This window comes from Ktedonobacter sp. SOSP1-85 (genome assembly GCF_016587415.1).
In the GTDB taxonomy this organism is placed as follows: Bacteria; Chloroflexota; Ktedonobacteria; order Ktedonobacterales; family Ktedonobacteraceae; genus Ktedonobacter.
Map to the genome: position 1 here is coordinate 1,558,859 of NZ_BNJI01000002.1, position 17,966 is coordinate 1,576,824.

General features: G+C 47.8%; 15 protein-coding genes and 2 pseudogenes. 10 read left to right on the forward strand and 7 right to left on the reverse strand.

Annotation, left to right across the window (positions count from 1 at the left end; all coding sequences use genetic code 11):
- Positions 1-251: 251 nt before the first annotated feature.
- Complete coding sequence (locus KTE_RS35160; RefSeq protein ID WP_201390006.1) at positions 252-476, forward strand: hypothetical protein; 225 nt, start codon at positions 252-254, stop codon at positions 474-476.
- A 238-nt stretch (positions 477-714) separates the two neighbouring features.
- Here the strand turns inward: KTE_RS35160 and KTE_RS35165 are convergent, their stop codons facing one another.
- Positions 715-924: a hypothetical protein gene (locus KTE_RS35165; protein ID WP_201390008.1), complete on the reverse strand. Its 210-nt coding sequence runs from the start codon at positions 922-924 to the stop codon at positions 715-717.
- Between the two features lie 241 nt (positions 925-1,165).
- On the opposite strand from KTE_RS35165, the pseudogene KTE_RS48170 reads away from it, so the two are divergent.
- Positions 1,166-1,505: pseudogene (locus KTE_RS48170) on the forward strand (transposase).
- Here KTE_RS48170 and KTE_RS35180 read toward each other — a convergent pair.
- Positions 1,491-5,204, reverse strand: coding sequence for a tetratricopeptide repeat protein (locus KTE_RS35180; protein WP_201390014.1), 3,714 nt, complete (start codon positions 5,202-5,204; stop codon positions 1,491-1,493). The pseudogene KTE_RS48170 and the gene KTE_RS35180 sit on opposite strands and share 15 nt — an antisense overlap.
- 278 nt (positions 5,205-5,482) lie before the next feature.
- Here KTE_RS35180 and KTE_RS35185 point away from each other — a divergent pair, with 278 nt between their 5' ends.
- From KTE_RS35185 to KTE_RS35210, 6 genes are all read left to right on the forward strand, one after another.
- Positions 5,483-6,418 carry an NAD(P)-dependent oxidoreductase gene (locus KTE_RS35185; RefSeq protein ID WP_201391083.1) on the forward strand — a complete coding sequence of 312 codons (936 nt, stop codon included), beginning with the start codon at positions 5,483-5,485 and terminating at the stop codon, positions 6,416-6,418.
- Between the two features lie 311 nt (positions 6,419-6,729).
- The gene (locus KTE_RS35190; protein ID WP_201390016.1) at positions 6,730-6,927 is read left to right on the forward strand and encodes a hypothetical protein; all 198 of its coding nucleotides are present in this window, start codon (positions 6,730-6,732) and stop codon (positions 6,925-6,927) included.
- An 18-nt stretch (positions 6,928-6,945) separates the two neighbouring features.
- Complete coding sequence (locus tag KTE_RS35195; protein WP_201390018.1) at positions 6,946-7,104, forward strand: hypothetical protein; 159 nt, start codon at positions 6,946-6,948, stop codon at positions 7,102-7,104.
- Between the two features lie 218 nt (positions 7,105-7,322).
- Positions 7,323-8,966 carry an NAD(P)/FAD-dependent oxidoreductase gene (locus tag KTE_RS35200; RefSeq protein WP_201390020.1) on the forward strand — a complete coding sequence of 548 codons (1,644 nt, stop codon included), beginning with the start codon at positions 7,323-7,325 and terminating at the stop codon, positions 8,964-8,966.
- Entirely contained in the window at positions 8,963-9,349 is a 387-nt protein-coding gene (locus KTE_RS35205) for a cupin domain-containing protein (protein WP_201390022.1), read from the forward strand. Before KTE_RS35200 ends, KTE_RS35205 begins: the two co-directional genes overlap by 4 nt.
- 192 nt (positions 9,350-9,541) lie before the next feature.
- On the forward strand, positions 9,542-10,723 hold the full coding sequence (locus KTE_RS35210; RefSeq protein WP_201390024.1) for an IS256 family transposase: 1,182 nt from the start codon (positions 9,542-9,544) through the stop codon (positions 10,721-10,723).
- A 635-nt stretch (positions 10,724-11,358) separates the two neighbouring features.
- Here KTE_RS35210 and KTE_RS35215 read toward each other — a convergent pair.
- The 5 genes and pseudogenes from KTE_RS35215 to KTE_RS35240 form a co-directional block, all read right to left on the reverse strand.
- Complete coding sequence (locus tag KTE_RS35215; RefSeq protein ID WP_201390026.1) at positions 11,359-11,907, reverse strand: SMI1/KNR4 family protein; 549 nt, start codon at positions 11,905-11,907, stop codon at positions 11,359-11,361.
- 73 nt (positions 11,908-11,980) lie between these two features.
- On the reverse strand, positions 11,981-12,694 hold the full coding sequence (locus KTE_RS35220; protein WP_201390029.1) for a hypothetical protein: 714 nt from the start codon (positions 12,692-12,694) through the stop codon (positions 11,981-11,983).
- A gap of 573 nt (positions 12,695-13,267) precedes the next feature.
- Positions 13,268-14,422: pseudogene (locus KTE_RS50045) on the reverse strand (IS3 family transposase).
- 164 nt (positions 14,423-14,586) lie between these two features.
- Positions 14,587-15,072 (reverse strand): phosphatidylserine/phosphatidylglycerophosphate/cardiolipin synthase family protein, encoded by a 486-nt coding sequence (locus KTE_RS35235; protein ID WP_201390039.1) that lies wholly within the window; start codon positions 15,070-15,072, stop codon positions 14,587-14,589.
- Complete coding sequence (locus KTE_RS35240) at positions 15,069-16,646, reverse strand: hypothetical protein (protein ID WP_201390041.1); 1,578 nt, start codon at positions 16,644-16,646, stop codon at positions 15,069-15,071. The genes KTE_RS35235 and KTE_RS35240 overlap by 4 nt, the downstream gene beginning before the upstream one ends.
- A gap of 85 nt (positions 16,647-16,731) precedes the next feature.
- On the opposite strand from KTE_RS35240, the gene KTE_RS35245 reads away from it, so the two are divergent.
- Both KTE_RS35245 and KTE_RS35250 read left to right on the forward strand, forming a co-directional pair.
- A complete protein-coding gene (locus KTE_RS35245; RefSeq protein WP_201390043.1) occupies positions 16,732-16,971 on the forward strand; it encodes a hypothetical protein in 240 nt (79 codons plus the stop codon).
- Between the two features lie 191 nt (positions 16,972-17,162).
- Positions 17,163-17,888 carry a hypothetical protein gene (locus KTE_RS35250; protein ID WP_201390045.1) on the forward strand — a complete coding sequence of 242 codons (726 nt, stop codon included), beginning with the start codon at positions 17,163-17,165 and terminating at the stop codon, positions 17,886-17,888.
- Positions 17,889-17,966 lie beyond the last annotated feature (78 nt).

A 17,966-nucleotide genomic window follows, 5' to 3' on the forward strand; every position in this document is an offset into this window, starting at 1 on the left:
GAAATGAGATCATTATAAGTGCCTTGGCTCATCTCATCCTTCTTCAATATATGGAGTAAATTGCTTGCGATCTATCGTAAAAATGCTCATAAATATTTTACCATGCGGAAAAGAAAAGGAAGTGTAGCACTAAGGGGATTTTCAAGCCATTCTCAATCTCAGTGTCAAAAGCCCTGATCGAAACCAGGGCTCAGATGTGAGAGCGATAATCAATTAGACATTCACATCCCAGGTGAATAAGGTCGATTCGGGTGTATCGCATCCTCCCTGCGGGCGCGCTAGTCGACTGTACCGCAAGCGAATTCTCCGATGGTGGATGGGCATTTGCCATCGCGCATGTGCAACAGAGCATCACGGCTATGAGTATGGTCAGTGTCGCGATGCCGCCTTGTGCCTTCTTGCTCTGGCGGCGATACCAGGCCAAAGGCGCAAAAGTCTGGCGTGGAGGACGTGGTGGCGTCATTGGTGGTCTGTAAGGTGAAGGTGGTGGAGTCTGATATGGTTGGGTTGGGTCGTTATACATCTCTGACTGCTTCCTTCTTATCGATATACAACGATGGACGCGCTGGCATGGAAGAATTAGGACATGAGATGCATTGGCAATTGCCTACTCAATTATTCTCTTGCAAGGAGAAAAAGCATCGTGGCTTGGCCAAGCCACGATGCTTTTGTTGTTGGTGAGCCTAGCCCGCGAGCGAGGGCCTTTTCGTCACGTTAGTCTTCAAATACCGCCTTGTGCTGCGCGTGTTTTGCCTGGTGTCCAAGCGCTTCCTCTTCGCTTCTTGTTCGGAAGTCGCATCCGGGGGCGCTGCACTTCCACCAGCCTTTGTTGAGCTGATTAAATGCCAACATAACCAACATGATCACCAAGACTACGGGCAAGATCGATACTGCAAAGGCGTTCAAGTTGTTTAGTGGATCCACTCCTCTTCTCTCTCCTTATCCCTAAAAAACAAAAGCGAATGCGAGAATGCACATGTACTATTGTACTCAGAATAGTCGGGGTTACAAGAAACTAGCGGTGTTATGTTGCGACCCTGACGTTGACCCGCTTTAGGAGAGTACCTGAAGTGAAGAGAAGAATGAAGCGTATTCATCTTTAGCAGAGAAATCACGAACAGCTCCAAAACCTTGATTGTTATCTGCACGGGTGTTCATTGCGTGTGTGGACGGGCTCACGGGCTTGCCTGAAGCCATTGAAACGCTCTATCCTCGCCCTTGTGCTCAGCTCTGCATGGTTTACCTGGTACGCAATTCGCTCAGTATTCTCCTACAAACAACGCAAAGAGGTGGCAGCTGATTTGAAGTTGATCTACTCTGCAGCAACCGAGAGCAAAGCGCAGCTTTACCTCGATCTCTTCGCCGAGAAGTGGGATCGACAGTACCCGAGTATCAGCAGGCTCTGGACGACGCGCTGGAGCCATGTGATTCCGTTGTTTGCCTTTTTTGAAGACATCCGCAAGGTCATTTACACCACCGTAAGAAGAATATTACTGCTCTTGTGACAACAGCCTGGTACAAATAGTTCGTGACTGCACTGTATTAGGATGGTCCTTTCCCAATACTTTTTCATAGCCTTTAACAGCCTTTTGGAGCAGTATTGCTCCCTGGGCACGTTTCCTTTGGTGCATTGATAGGATGCCTAGTGCCATTATGCTCTGAAGGGTATCAGGGTGGTCTGAACCCAGTTTTTCCTGACACAAATCGTGATCTTTTTGAAAAAATGCTTCTGCATCTGCATAGTTGTTCTGTATAAAAGCAATGGAGCCAAGACCATGATATGCATCAGCCATGTTCTGATAATCCGGTTCTGCTAGCTGTTCCCAGATGTCGATAGCTTGTAAATAGAGAGATTCAGCGTGTGTATAGCGTTCCATATTTCTATAAAGCGTTCCCATGCCATGTAGCGTCTTTGCCATATCATGCAATTTTCCCGGATACTCCAGATGTTGTAACATCTTAATTGCTTTTTTGTAGTAATTTTCTGCTTTTTTATAGTCCCACTGTTTACTACAAAATGTTCCCAAATTACTAATACAGGAAACTCTTTCCCTTTGATACCCTTCTGGTATCTGTTCAAATAGCGTAAGTGCTTTCTGCGTGCACTTCTCTGCCTGCAGAAAGTCGCCTTTCTGGCTATATTCTATTCCTAAACTGCTCCAACGACTCCCTAGTTGGGATGGGTTTGGACCCATAATCTTTTCTAAGATAAGAAGCGTATTTTCTAGTTTTTTGAGTGTATCTTCTTCGTCTTGTTTTGTGGAAAGGCGTAATAAACAGCTGAGAAATTGCTGTGTTTGTTCGTGTTCTAGATCCCAGTCTTTGCCATTTGCTGCCAGGCCTTTTTCATAGACACGTATGGCTTCTTCGTGTTTTCCTTGCTGCTCGTAGAGATATCCGAGATCGAGCAAGACTTGCATGGTTTTAGCATGTTTTTCCCCAAGAATGGTTTCGTAGGTGGCCAAAGCGCTTTGAAATAATGGCTTAGCTTCCTCATAACGTTTTTGACAATTATAGAAAGAGGCGAGCACTTTCTTTACAAGGGTAGGAGTGAGATGTTGGCTTCCTAAAGCCTTTTCGTAGATCGTTAAGGCCTGTTTATAATAGCGCTCTGCTTCAACATCTCTATTTTCATCTTCATACAATGTCCCTAGATTGTAGAGACTTTCTGCTATATCGGGATGTTTTTCCCCTATCAATTTTTTGCGTAAATCTAAAGCTTCTTCATGTTGTGCAATTGCCTCAGCAGTTTTGCCTTGTAGCCTGGAGAATTCTGCAAGGTTACTGACTATAAATGCATAAAGGATATCTTTGTGTGCAAAGAGCTCTTGATGGAGGTGGAGTGCCTGTTTGAGATAGGGTTCTGCTTCAGTTGTCTTGTGTTGCCGTAAAAAAAAATTTCCTACATTGGTGTAAATATTGATCAAGAGGGCAAGATCATCTTTTTCGAGCACCTTTTCGTGCTCCACAACATTACAGATAGTGTGTACTTGTTCGTAGAGTTGGCCTGCCTTCTCATATTCTTCGCGATCTTTGTAGAGCCCTGCCAGGCTCATAAGAATCTCTGCAAAATCAAGGCTTTTTTCTCCAAATATCTTTGGGCCCACCTGCAATGCCCTCTCATAGAGAGAAATTGCTTGCTCATGATTTCTCCCACGCTTATATGTTATTGCCAGGCCTGTCAACATTTGTACTGAAAGTAGATGAGTATCTCCCAATATTTCATCACAAATAGATAGCCCCTTGCTGAAAAACGAGGTGGCCTGGTGAAAGCCTGCAAGATAAATTGATTGGTGTCCCGCAATGTAGAGTACTGGTATCGCTTCTATGCGAGCAAAGTTCCATTCAAGGATATGAGTTGCTGCCTCAAAACTGTGTAAAATGGTGAATTTATCAAAGATCTTATTGATTTTATTATTTTTTGCAAGTATATGTGTTCCAATAGCAGTCACGACGCGCTCTGCCCACTGCATTTGTTCCGATTCTGGCATTTCATCTCGTATCACTGCTTGCACCAGGCGATGCATTTCTAAGGTATTCTCTCTCCCGTCGCGTTGTATGAGTGAGAAGGAATGCAAGGTCGAGATGGCTTCTTCCAGGTCGAGCGGGTTCGCGAAAACGTCAAATAGTGGCGAATTTAAGTCTTTGACTTTCTGTTCAAAGAAATTTATGGGAATAGCAAAGGGAGCAAAGGACGCACAAAATTTGAGCACATCTGTTGCAAGTGGATGCATTTCTCTCACTTTTGCGAACGCTAGCGAGAAGGTCGTGGCGACCGAGTTTGGATGCTGTTTCTGATGTTTGCCACGTCGCTTCAAGAGTTGTATTTGGTGTGCATGGAAAAGGTCTAGGTAGCGCGAGAGACTGCAGTGGGTCTCTTCAATATAAGCCCCAGCTTGATCAATTGCTAAAGGAAGCCCACCCATCTCGCTGACAATCTCTCGTGCTATCTTTTGTTCGGCCTCAGGAATACTTTCGAGTAACTCACCTGATTGAAGATATTTTGCACGGCGCAAGAGAAGATGTGTTGCTTCTTTAATGTTCATAGTATCGACTTTGAAGAGGTGTGACATCATACCTGTGGTGCTCTCGCGGGTGGTAATGAGAATATGGCCATGGTGATTTTGAGGGAGCATATTATCCAGGCTCGTCAGTATATCAGCGTTATCAATAATAAGAAGCCAGCCATTGTGGGTCTCCAGCCAGCGTTTCACAACATGAATAGATGCGTGCTGGTCCTCTTCATTGCTGAAAGGACGATTCAGTTGATGTGCCAGCCTCTGCATACTTGTATAGAGATGTTCAGGGGTATCGGCTTGCACCCAGAATATCGACCGGTAGTGCTGTCGATGGCGGTAGGCATATTCAAGCGCAATTTGTGTCTTTCCGATACCGCCAAGGCCACTGACAGCTGATGGCTGCCCGACTGCTGTCGTTTGCTCCTGAAGGAGCGTGTGGCGAATGGCCGAAAGAATTTCTTCACGTCCAGTAAAAAACGGATTGCGTGGGAAGGGAAGGTTGTACAGGGGCGCTATGTTTTCTTGTTGTCCAGGGGCTAGGCCTGTTTGGGCGCCATTACTTTGTGAATGGTGCCAGCCTTCCCAAGACTGTTCCTTTTTCTTGTTTTGGTCTTGCAGGAGTGCTTTGATACCTTGGGTAATATTGTTAAATGCTGCATCTCGTGTCGGCCACTGCGTAATTGGTTTTCCATTCGTGGGGAGTGGATGGAACGCACCGAGTGGGGTATCTTGCCAGACGACCGGGCGAGCCAGGATAGGGACAATAACGGCTTTCCCCTGAGCATATTGCTTCAAAGCTTCTTGCATCTCAAAATGGGAATGGTCATAACTGAAAAAATCGGGACTTATCAGTAGGAGAATGAGATCGGCCGCCATCAATTGATTCATGCATTGGGTATGAGTGTCAGTGCCTGGCACAAGATCGTTTCTGCTCCAAATAGAGAGGGGATAGGTGTAATGTAGTACGGCCAGCGATTTGATCAATGCATGTGAGAGAGATTGATCTTCTAATGCGTATGACAGAAAAACTGAGCAGCCCATGCAATACATTCCTCCTGATATTTTGCCCCTTCCTCTGCCAATAAGATAATTTGTGTGAAAGAGCAATAAAAAGTTGTCTGGCAGAAATATGTGGGGTAAAAATAAGATAGGAACAAAATCCCTTTTCTGTGTCTTTGTTTTCATCTATCCATAATGAGAGATCATACACGCAAATACTATTATAACATGAAGCAATGAAGAGCATGTATTTTTGTCGATGCCATAACGAATGTTGTGTAAAGGGGAGCCCATCGCAGGAAGGAGAGAAAAGGTGATACAACAGGCATAGAAGACTGTTTTTTACATTGTCCTGCTTCGCAGAACAAGGAGAAAAAGACTATGCCTGTGCACAAGAACCACCATAACACACCACACCCCCCAACAACAAGCGTGAGCGTTTCTCCATCAGATGTCCCAATATGATGAACATTTTTGTAACAGGTGCAACTGGTGTACTTGGAACATCTCTTGTGCCTAGATTAGTTGAGGCAGGATACACGGTTTCGGCAATGAGCCGCACTGAGGAGAGCGATGAGCGCTTGCGACGTGCAGGGGCGCATCCGGTGCGGGTCAACCTCTTTGATGTTGAGGCACTCAAGCAGGTATTGGCTGGTCACGAGGCCATCTACCACCTGGCGACGAAAATCCCCTCCGCGACGCAGATGGGGCGGAGTTCGGCTTGGCTGGAAAATGATCGTCTGCGTCGTGATGGCGCTCGCAACCTTGTCGAAGCCGCGCTGGTCGTGGGCACGGTCCAGACGATCATTTATCCCAGCTTCGATTTTCTCTATCCAAGCAGTGGCGATACCTGGTTGGATGCCCAAACGACTCCCGTCAAAACGGCGACCCTTTCCTCAACCGTCGAGGCTGAGGAGGCCGTGGCGCGCTTCGCGGCAAGCGATCCGACCAGACGCCGCGGGATCTCACTGCGTCTGGGCTCATTTTACGGGCCGGAAGCGCCTTCAAGCTGGGAGATGTTGGACTTGGCGCGCAAAGGGATTGGTGCTTTTCCCGGTGCACATGCTGGCTATCTCCCACAAATCTGGTTGCAGGATGCCATCAGTGCTCTGCTGCTTGCGTTGACGGAACCGGTGCCTTCCGGCGTCTATGACATTGTCGATGATGAGCCTGTGACGCGCGCACAGATGCTCACGCTCCTTGCTCACGCTGTCGGTCGCAAACGTCTGCTGGCCCTGCCAGATCTGCTGATGCGCTTGATGACGGGGGCCAAGTATGCCGATATAAGCCGCAGTCTACGCATCTCCAATCGTTTGTTCAAAGCAGTCAGTAGCTGGCAACTCACTGTCCCCAATGCGCGAATAGGTTGGGATCTGATGGCACAGATGCAGAACAAGTAGGAGGAAGCTATGGTAGTCGAAGAACACAAGCAAAACGATGAAGCCGCAATTAAAAGGGTCATAGTGTAAATTTGCACGCTTCATGGGAGAAACTTCCCACGCAATGTGCGAAATTTCTCCCATGAAGCGTACAAATTTACACATGAAATGAGCAAATTTACATATAAAAGATGCTTTCTCCTCAAGTACTTGGCCATAATATTCGTCACGATGGACGCTTTTCGTGTCCAAAACTTCCAATTTTTACCGTAATCTCGTATTTGTAATATCAAATACATTGATGTAGACATCTCCCGTGGATAAGCTATCGTATGCGTTCTGTGGTGAACGAGAGATGGATCAGAGATGGACGTGGCAAAAACCAGGAAGACACATTCTTCAGGCAGCAGATTGTGAGTCAGAAGTTGTCACAGCGCCTGGATGCAGAAAGGCAGGATCGATTGGCCCATTGCACGCGGAGCGATAGGGGCGGCATGGGTTTGCTTGCCCTCACGTTCCAGATCGGGTGAATGCAGGGAGATCAAGCGGTGTGCCTCTTGCTCTCATCCGTTATCCTTGTAGGAGTCGTGCTCCATCCCTATAACGAGGACAATGGAGCGTTGTTTGGTGGAAATCTCATCGAGACCCCTGGAGGGAAAGAGTATTTTGTCGCCTTGCTCCCGGTTGTCTACCAGGTGATACGCTAAGACACGCATCATAGCTTTGAAATGCCCAGGCTCAGGGTTTCATTTACGGCTGTGTCACTGGAAAAGGTCAGATGGGGAGCGGTTTGCCCAGACACGTTCCTGGCCGGACTCATGAGTGGTGTCAAGCACTCGTGTTTGAGGGCAGGCAGCTTTTGCCTTTCCGGTCATTTATCATGTTTCTCTCAAGGAGAAAGCAACGTCAGAAGAGGTGTCTTTCCATGGCTGAGTATGATGCGGTAATCGTTGGCAGCGGAATTAATTCACTCGTGGCTGCAGCTTTCCTCGCCAAGGCTGGATGGCACGTCTGCATCCTGGAGAAAAATAGCTGGCTTGGCGGGGCGATCCAGACGGCTGAGATCACGGAACCTGGATTTCATCATGATGTGTTTAGCGGCTGGCACCCTCTTTTCGCAGGATCTGAAGCCTACCGTCTCCTCAGAAACGATCTTGAGGCACGCGGACTCGAATATCTCAAGACGGATCTTGCGGCAGCAACGCTTTACCCCAATGGGGTTTCTCCCTTTCTGTACACCTCTCATGATCGCAATGTCCAGGAGATGGAGCGCATCGCCCCTGGCGATGGAGAAGCCTGGGACCACTTTGTCAAGGATTTCACCAGACGGGCAGATCTGATTTTCAGCCTTCTGGGGACGGAACTCTGGTCGCCTGCCGGGCTTGGGTACGCACTGCAAGCCTATCGTCGGATGAAGACGCGCGGGTTGCTGGAATTTACTCACACGGTTCTTTCCACATGCCGGCAGTGGGTGGAGGAGACCTTTACGTCGTCAGTCCATCAGGGCTTGTTTGCCCCCTGGGTCCTTCACACTGGTCTGGGTCCTGAAGACGCAGCGTCGGGGATCATGACCCAGACCATTGCCTACTCCTTGGAGGCAGGGGGAGTGCCTGTGCCCAGAGGTGGAAGCGCACGCCTGGTCGATGCGCTGGTCCAACTCATTCGTGATTATGGGGGTACCTGTGAAACCGGGCAAGAAGTGGAAAAAATTCTGGTGAGCCAGCGCCAGGCCACCGGTGTTCGTCTGGTGAATGGAGAAACGATGCTGGCCAGGCGCGCGGTCATTTGCAACGTCACGCCGTCCCAACTCTATCTCCGCCTTCTTGATGAGACAGCACTTCCCCCCGGCATTCGCCTGGCAGCCAGGCGCTTTCGCTACGGTCGGGCAGCGATGCAGATCCACATGGCGCTTTCCGAGCTGCCGCGCTGGAATGGGGTCCCCCAACTCCTCCACACTCCTCTTATCCATATCACGCCGGGACTCAACGGTGTCTCTCGGGCAGTCAACGAAGCGGAGCGCGGACTGCTTCCAGCAGAGGCAACCATTGTCTGTGGACAACCTCTCTCCATCGATTCATCGCGTGCTCCTGCAGGGCGTTGGATTCTCTGGTTGCAGTTGCAAGAATTGCCGACGCATCCGCAGGGTGACGCGAACAACGAGGTCGATGTCGGAAATGGGGCCTGGACAGAAGATCTGCGTGAGCGCTATGCCGATCGTATCCAGGCGGTACTGGAACGCCACATTGCTAACCTGCGCTCCTCACTCCTGCGGCGCGTGGTTCTCTCACCCGCTGATCTGGAACAGGCCAATAGCAATCTTGTCGGTGGTGATCCCTACTCTGGCTCCTGCCAGATCGATCAGTCGTATCTCTGGCGACCACTTCCGAACCACCCTTCGCATGAAACACCTATCCACAAGCTGTATCAGATCGGAGCCAGCACCTATCCAGGGCCCGGCCTGGGAGCGGGTTCGGGAACGATCGTGGCGCGTGCGCTGCTTCAACAGCCCTGGCCTCAGCGTGTCCTGCACCTGTTTCCGTTCATGCAAAAGAGCGTTTTCGTCAAATGATGAATGTGCAGGATGAAGCCTTTTATGTGCTCGAAGGAGAAATCAGCGTCCGTTGTGGAGAGCAGGCGTGGCGTGGCGAAACCGGCACTTCTGTCTTCCTGCCACAAGGCGTTCCACACGCCTATAAAGTGGAGGGAAACACCCCACTCAAAATACCCGTCATCACCTCCCCTGGAGGGACACTGAGCTTTGACCGTTTCGTGGAAGAGATGGGAACCCTGACACAGACGCGCATTCTTCCCGTACCATCAGCTCCTGATATGGAGAAGTTGCAACGACTTGTTACGAAGTACGATATCGAGTTTGACAATCCGCCCATAAATATCACATGGTATTGTCAACTTGGGAACGTAGCTGAACACTGTGCTAAAATAGCTGCATGAAAATACCCCCCACCACTCCTGAGTACAAAGGCTACCGCTTTCCTCCTGCAATCATCAGCCACGCTTGTAAATGGACACCATACCGAATTGTGTGTGAAGCAGAGGCTTTTCAAAAGGAGAGATTGAGATGATACTACAGGCATAGACAGTTCCTTTAGAACAATTCACACAATTCACGAGAAGGAGCATGTTATGCCTACATCCAAGAAAAAGCCTATCATATCGGCCTCAGAGACTTCAACACCACAGCCCCCAAATGTCATGCCAGAACAGGAGGATTTTCGTCAGCATTTACGTCACCTGGCGGTTAGCGCCGTTCAGGTTTTGCTCGAACAGACTATGCTTGAGGAGCTGGAACGCTGCATTGGCGCTTCGTGGGGCGAATGCACTCCCACACGACGTGGCTATCGCAATGGCACCTACACCCGCAATCTCATCACTTCGACTGGACGCATCGAAGATCTCAAAGTGCCCAGAGATCGAGAAGAAGAGTTCCACTCCCAGGTCTTCGAAAGCTACAATCGCTATGAACCGCAGGTTGCAGAAGCGCTGACCGAGATGTTTGTGAGCGGCACCAGCACCCATAAGGTGGGAAAAGTGGCAGAAAAGTTAATGGGAGTTGCCCCTTCTGCCAGCGCAGTCAGCCGTCTCAACCAGAGTTTGACTGAGCAATATGAAATGTGGCGAGAACGCGCTTTACTTGCCCACTACAGAGTTGTCTACTTGGATGGCATTCATTTCACAGTTCGTCATGGGGAACAAACAGACTCTACCATGATTTTAACGGCTCTAGGAGTCGATTTGGAGGGAAGCCGCGAAGTGCTGGCCTTCCGAGCAAGTAGCGAAGAAAGCCTGGATGGCTGGTGTTGCCTCTTGCAAGATTTACGCAACCGAGGGGTGAAAGCTATCGATCTCTTTGTGACAGATGGAGCTGATGGATTGCTCGCTGCGATTGCAGACCTCTTTCCGGCAACCCCTCGTCAGCGCTGCCTGATTCACAAGCAACGCAACATCATGAGCGCTATTCCCAAACGAGAGCAGCAGGAGGTCATGGCTGATCTGAAGGGCATTTGGCAGCAAGAGACGAAAGAGCAGGCTTTGGTGAACTTGACTGCCTTTAAAGCCAAGTATCAGAAACGCTATCCCGAAGCGATGCGTAGCCTGTGTGAAGATGAAGAACATCTCTTGACCTTTTATGCCTTTCCGCAGGTGATGCACCGCTACATTCGCAGTACCAACGCCATTGAAAGCCTGTTTAGCAACGTGAGGCAGCGTACGGATCAGATTGATGCCTTCACCACTGAAACCAGTTGCCTTACCATTGTCTGGGCTGTGATCCAAGATATTCGCTTACCCAAGGTTCCGGTCGGCTAAAGGTTGGCTACTCAAAGTGGCGAGATCAAAGCAACCAGTCAACACGGCTGGTTTGGGGGGAGGTTGCCTTTGCAGATGTCCTGTGTAACTTCCCGCCCCCGCAGAGGCTTTTTTTCTGATCACTGATGTTCTGCCTGCGCCAACATTTCTCGTTCTGTCAACTGCTGTGGACGGGCCTGTCGCTCTTAGCACGCTGCTTATTCTTTAGTTTGCCTTTACACACAACACGGGATGGCGTCCTTCTTCAAGATACGGTTCTTCCTTATAGGAAACGGTACAGTAGAAAGTCGGCGTCCCAAGGCCCTTTGGGACATTTCCCAGACGCAATGGTTCCATAGTGGTCCACGGTCTCTCTATCGTGCGCTTAATCGCTACCTGATACTCTCTCATGAAGATCCTCCCCTTGAAGAAATGTCTGGCATGATAGCAACATTCTTGGCATTTGACAATCTTTTGTTTGCGTTATATCCAGCCTTTACAGCAGGTGCTATAAAGGTTTTTCCTTTGAGGTGCAATGTAGCCGGAGTATGTAGAACCACGCTATTGGTTTGCTATAGGTCGTTTTTGCAAGTCAACGATTGTCTATTACTAGTGCGAGCTCAAGAGTGCAATTGTTACAAACAAGCCACTGCTGATCATTGTGAAATCCAATGCCAATATTTAGAGCCTTGTGCGACGATTAGGCGATCTAGCCATTGTACAAAACTCTTTGCAATAATATTCTTTTGCCATGTCTTAACAGGGTAACCAGTGTCTCCATCAAGGACATAACATTCATTAGGAAGTGACAAAGAATGCCTGTTAGTATCTAATATAAGTAAATCAGTATCTCCCAGGCATTCTGCGAAAACAAGAAAAGAACTTGACCAATCGTCATATAAACTTTGCCAGCGTGTATTCTTGATAAGAATGTCATTCACTGCATAAAGGGAAAAGCCCCATTGCCCATACCTGTCATCTATAAATAATTCTGCCCCGTTCGAGTAGAGCAAGAATTGCTCATAAGATGATGGTAGCTTCCAATAGCTTTTTAAGCGCTCAAGATCCTCCACAGTTGCAGGTGGAAAAAATGAAAAAGAAGCTCTCCAAACATATGCACCTTCGCCAGTAACCTCTAAATGCGAATTATTGCTTAGCTTAGATCTAAGCAGCCCTAATACTTTGATAGGACTAAGCTCATCCATATTGTGCTTTTCCTTCCTTATGGCACCTGCTGTAAAGGCTGGTTCTATCGGGCAATATGGTAAGTTTACTGTCTCACTCTGATTTTTTTATGAGGGCGATTTGTTCTAGTACATCGGTGTCAAGCAACGGTCGTGGCTCTTGCTGAACATGTTTCTCCCAGAGAGGCTGGGTTACGAACATATCCGCACCTATCTTGCCAGGTACTGATATAACAAGAGGTTCGATACCATAAAGCACTGTGCCATAGCGAAAAAAGCCCTTTTGAGGATGCATGAGAGAAAGAACCGTTTTGTCATCAAAAGATACTTTCCACGCTTTCTCTCCATTGCGGTCAGTCTTTGGCTGAGTAGCCAAGAAAAACACCCGGATTGGTTCGTCGTTTTCTACCGATCCCAATTGCCACTTCAGCCGAACTTGATCCCAAATCTCGTCTTCCCAAATCTCTCTTAAATATTGAGCGATGATGCTTAGCGCTCGGATGTATTCAACCTCTTCGTCTGACCAGTGGGTAGCAGGAAATATAGTGTCTGTTTTCGCCTCCACATCAATGTCCTCGAACTGAAAAGCCCAATAGCTTGTATGGGCACACCAGAGAAGCTGTTGGGTTCTATTGACGATGAGAAGGAAGGCGTTATTAGGATCGGTTTCAGGCTCCTCCTGTAAGCCAGTCCAATGGGTAAGAGCTAACTCACGTTTTACAAACACATCAATATCATCGTAAGGATGGAGGGCACTGTACCAAGAGATGACATAGCTAGCAGCAAGTTCTGGTTCCTTCTGTTCCAAGTTCTTCTCCTTCCCAATAAGGAAGCATTCCTTTTGTTGATAGAAAATATACTACATAGGCCCTTATAACACCAGATGTAAGGGCTTTCCTTGTGAGGTGAGAAAATGAGCATGATAGTGACCCACGATGTCAAGACACCAAAATCACGGTTGCTAAGGTGTGATCTCCTTTCTGTACAAAATTAATTTTCGCGCCAAAAGCGCGAAAAGACGATTAGATCTATTGTAGGAAATTATGACTCTTCAATCTTCTCATGAGGATGGACTTCAACAAGTGGATAGACAAGATCTCTCAGATGTTTCCCGCACTTTGGGCACTCAAGCTGAACATTGAGTCTTTCGCCATCGCCAGGACAGAACCAATGCAATCCTCCATGAAATTGTGGGTGAAAGGGAGGATTGGGAGACTGGGGTACGGCATGTGACCCATAACGCTCTTCGAACTTTTGCTGCATGGCGAGTGAAAGGCCCATATCTCCTTGGACACAGTACAACTCATTCCTCCCACTGCCTAATGGCTTCTGAACAAGAGCATGACCACATTTTGGACAAAACATGCTGTTTCCTTCCTTCTCAATGCATTCGTTCGTCCTGCTTGCATGGTGGAAAATAGACCTCTGCTGGCGTGCGATAGGCGAGTGCCTGGTGCAGCCGCCCCTCATTGTAAAAGCGCAGATACTCCGCCAGTCCCGGCGAGCCTCGCGGGGGCTTGCATAATCTTTGAGATAGACCTCCTCATATTTTATGCTTCGCCACAAGCGCTCGGTAAACACGTTATCCAGAGCACGCCCTTTACTATCCATGCTGATTCTTACATCATGAGAGAGGAGCAGTTGGGTATACTGCGAACTGGTAAACTGGCTGCCCTGGTCGCTATTGCAAATCTGTGGCCTGGCTTGCCTCAGAGCACGTTGCATGGCCTCAAGAACGAAAGCAATCTGCATCGTTTGATCCAGTTCCCAGCTCACCACATAGCGCGAGTACCAATCTAGGATCGCGACCAGGTACATCCAACCTCCTCGCAAGCGAATGTAGGTAATGTCGATGCCCCACATATGGTTCGGTGCACTCGCCGTGATGTTCGCCAACAAGTAGGGATAAATCGCGGCCTGGTGATCACGCTTGCTCAGGTTTGGACCGGGATACACCGCACTTAGTCCCATTTCTTGCATATACCGTGCGACCGTTTTTTGATTGATCGCTCTTCCCTCTCGATGAAGCCGGCCAGCAATACGCCGATAGCCATAATAGGGATGAGCTGTATAGATCTCATCAATGCGATGCTTAAGCGCCACTTCTTCTGGGGATGGAGGCACTGGGACATAATACAGGCCAGAACGGTTGAGGCCCAGCAACGTTGCCTGGGTTTTCACATTCAGCTCCTGATTCTCCCAATCAACCAGTTGGCGTCGCTCATCTCTACTTAAAGAATAGGCGAGATTTTTTTTCCAACCACGTCAACTGCGTGGTTAACCGTCCGATTTCGGCGTAGAGGGCTTCGCGTTCTTTGAGCCACTCGGCTTCCTTCTCGGCAAATTCCAGGCTCGTTCGCTCGTCAAACAAGCCTGGCAAGCCCGCTAGCGCTTGATCTCGCCATCGGTAGAGCATGTTGGTATGGACTCCATACTCTGCCGCTAGTTGTCCAACAGTCTTTTCCTCTCGGAGCATCTCTTTGACCACTTTTGCTTTAAACTCTGCCGTGTAGTGCTTCCGTGTCTTTTTCTGCATGCTTCAGTTTACCCCTTACGAGCCGACCGATGTGTGTCCAATTTCTTGGTTCTTCCGCACTTTCTGTGCTCTGCAATTTCAACATCCTGGCGAAAAGCACACCCAGAGAGCGATGAGGTCTGTTTTGCATTGAAAAGATGATCAAAGCCATCGAAGAAGCCTTCCTACGTATTGTGAGGCCGAATGATACTTGGCTCTCCGTATTGTTGAGCACGGAAAGTGCGGAAGAACCCATTATATATCTGTTGTAAAGCTTGTACATGAGATTGTTCTGTACTCATGAGTTTAGCAGTAACCTCAGTTTGGTCATTATACCCAGCCATGGTTAGGTTATGTGAACCGATATATGCAGTAATCCTTTCATGCTTTTGCAACCAGAGGAGTTTCGCATGTTGAATACCTCCCTTCGGTAGATGTATTGGAACTAGAATATAATCCCGTCCACAACATCCGGAAGGAATGGCGTGCTCCAAGCTTTCTTGATATCCTCTATAGTCAATGAGAATACCAATACGGGACACCCCCATACGCCTTAAACGGGGCAAAATCATCGACTCAAAAAAACTCAAATTAATAGTATATGTGAGAAAGAATGCCGTATCGTAATCTTCTTCTCTTTGAAGCTCATTCAGTAATATGATGTTATTCATTGATGGCCATGATCCCAAACTCTACAACATTGACGTCCAATCGAGGTAAGTTCCAAAGCATCAGCAGGCAACCTTTTGGCAAGACCTAGTTGCAAGGCCCAACTGAATGCAATATCTAAGCGTGTAAAACCCTCAGCCTGGGCAATCGGGATGTCGAAGGCGATATCACGTATTCCCCATTTACCGGCATCAAAATCAATAAGCAACGAATCTGGATTCCCTTCACTCATTTTGCGAAGCGAAATAGAGAAGTGTTGCAGAAGCGATTGTTCTGCGATTTCTGACCACAACTCACTGGCTTTGTGGTTTCTCTCTATTTTTTGATCCTCTTTTGAAAACGCAATAGGGTCTGCAGACCATAGTCTGCTAAGAAAAGATCGTTGATGTACTTCCATGTCTCTTTTGGTTGTATATAATTCAAATAGAATGCATAGCAGAAAATCACGGGGTTTTTCACTCTTAAATAGCCCCTTGAGCCAATCTTTTTTATCGTGAGTATTGGTTTCTACAGCTTGATATAACGATTCTATTGTTTCGTCTTGGTGTTGATTTAAATAAAATTGTTGCATTTGATTTTTGAACTCACTAGTGCTTAACCCTGCCTGTTTTTGCTTTAATATCTCTATAGATTTTTGGAAAAGACCTGTCCAACCGCGTTCAAAAAAAGTTCGAGCAGCAACCCAGCGCCAGGCTATCATTTCGTCCTTAAGAGCAGGATGTCGATCAGCTATTATTGCGTTCTTATCTAGAAGATTGATCAGTGTAAGGTAATTGCCAAGTGGCTGGCCTTGATTCTGATCAATCAGTTCCAAGACAAAACGCCAGGCAAGCGAACGGTAGGATGCAGTATGTTCTATCATCTCATTATCAGAAGCGAAGAGTGAAGAGATCTGTAATGGTTGGCCTTTAGCAAACAAAACACGTATTAATTCATCTTGTTCAGGGCTATTATCAGGAATGGAACACAGACAAAAGGCTCCATCAATTTTCGCAATATCTTCACGATTTATATATCGTGGTAAAAATCCTTCTTTTAGGGCTAGACCGAGTTGTCCTGCTCGCTCTATATCCCATGCCTTTCCAAGACCGATAGCATGCTCGAACAAAGGATCAGAGGGCTCTGAAGTATCAAAAATACGGAGATTACTAAGAGTGCCACGATAAATATTGCGAGGAGGGTTTTGTACACCGGATTTTAATTCAATTGTTTGCTCCTGACTCTGGAGTCGCCCCCTCATTGCCCGAAGACCTACAATGCCATTTGGCGGGGCATCATTGCGCAAATGATGGTGAATAGTGCAGACAGCAACAAGAGCTTCAAAGCGACGAAAATATTCGTCTAGAGATAACTGTTGCTCAAGTTCGATCTGTTTTTCCTCTGTCCTTCCTGCTTCCATGCGATAAAATCTGGCTGCTGTAAAAAGGGAAATATAACGAAGGCGTGGAGTTACTGTTGACATACCAGGGAGAAGCAGCGCCTGGAAATTCGTACTTGCTTGCTGCACACCAGATGGATCCGCATGTACCTTAGCACTAGCAATAGGAGCGGTCCAGCCAACCGTGTTTGTTGACATAAGGCTAATTTCTTTTCTATCATGCTATAGTGCTACAAAATAAATATCAGGAGATAAAACCAATTTTTACACAAAAAGGTCTTTTATGCAATACCTTGTGGGCTACGATATGGAAGGCAAGCTTCTCCTCTCCATGCAGGGAAACGATTTCAGGACACGCAATATTGTCTCGTCTGCATATGTGCTCTACCCTGGAAATCGTATGTACGAGGAAGGAGATGGCGATGTTGGAGGCATTCCCTTACGACCAAATATGCCCTCGCAGCTCCAGGAGGCGGCCAGAAAAAAACTCCACGACATTCTCTATGAGGCGAACATGATCTGATCGCTGTCTGTCGGGGCAACGCGTAGATGCCTTGGCCTCGAAGGACTCTTACATCTATATCGTGTGTTTTTTGGTGGCGGATGCAGGTACAAGTTGCCTTTTGTGCAGGATGGTCGACTGGTTGCCTACTTGCCTTCTCACCAGATTACTGATAGTAACACATAAGATGCAAAAAAAGAATGTGAGAAAATATGACCGATTATTTTGAAGTCACTGCTATGCCAAGGCAATTACTCGTTCCAACACGGGAACAACTTTTCGCCTTCTGTCACGACCTTGTGGAAAGTAACATTGTCATGTTCCCGTGCCTGATCCTGCAACCTCAAGAACATTTTGATCATCAATCATATCAATCATGTATGTATCTGGACTCCATGGAATATAGGCCTGGGCTTCTCAAACCAGTGAGTGGTGCATTGGATCAAGAGGGCCAGGCGGACCTCCTCTTCTTTTGTAATGATGAAGCTACCTTGCGCGAAGCCATTGACAACATTCCCTCTGGGGAACCCAACCTTTGTTTCCGCTTCGACAATCTCAATTTCGGGAATAAGGATATCGCGGCACTCTATCAATCTGGCTTTAAAAACAACATAGAGGAGCACCAGTGGCCTGGTATACGCGTGAGAGCAAAAGTATTTGTATTCCGCGAACCCCAGAGGATCCCAATAGATTACGAAGGAGAGGATGAGTATAGCGACCTGGGGAGTTTGGAGGAAATGATCGAGGCTCGGGAAGATGTAGGAGAGCAGTACGATGGTACATGGAGCCACAGGCACGATCGTCCAACATGTTATTGTGTCCGAATAGGGTGGGATGGAGGAACTGGCCATCTTAGTGCCTCTATCAGAGCAGTCCTCAGCCGCCATTTTTGCGCTGATTTCCTCGAAGGATATTCGGGAGGAACTTTGGACCAATAAACGCTTCTCTGGCAGCGGTGCAGGGCCGGGGAACTAGGGATGCTGTCTCCAGTCCCCCAGCCCTGTCGTCTAGAAGCG